This is a genomic window from Melaminivora alkalimesophila (genome assembly GCF_000282995.1).
Classification (GTDB): Bacteria; Pseudomonadota; Gammaproteobacteria; order Burkholderiales; family Burkholderiaceae_C; genus Melaminivora; species Melaminivora alkalimesophila.
The window spans coordinates 1-206 of record NZ_ALEE01000207.1 but is presented as its reverse complement, the minus strand read 5'-3'; the positions used below and the strand labels follow the sequence as shown (position 1 = coordinate 206).

The window sequence follows — 206 nt, the reverse complement described above, 5'->3', positions numbered from 1 at the left end:
GGTCGAGGTATTGCACGTTCGCTTCGTAGCGGTGGCGGCGGCCAGCACGGGGTCGCCGGCATTGCCGCCGATGTCCACACCCTTGTTGCGCGCCTCGTCGAAGCCTGCCAGCACCGCGCCGGACGAGGGCCAGATGAAGGCGATGTCGTCCACCGTGGCGGTCGGCGCGGGAGGCGGACTCACTGGGCCCGCCCCGGGCGCCGGCG

Annotated in this window: 1 pseudogene; it reads right to left on the bottom strand. The window is 73.3% G+C overall.

From position 1 onward, the window contains the following. Positions 1–206, bottom strand: a pseudogene (locus A612_RS03465) (hypothetical protein); the annotation flags it as partial.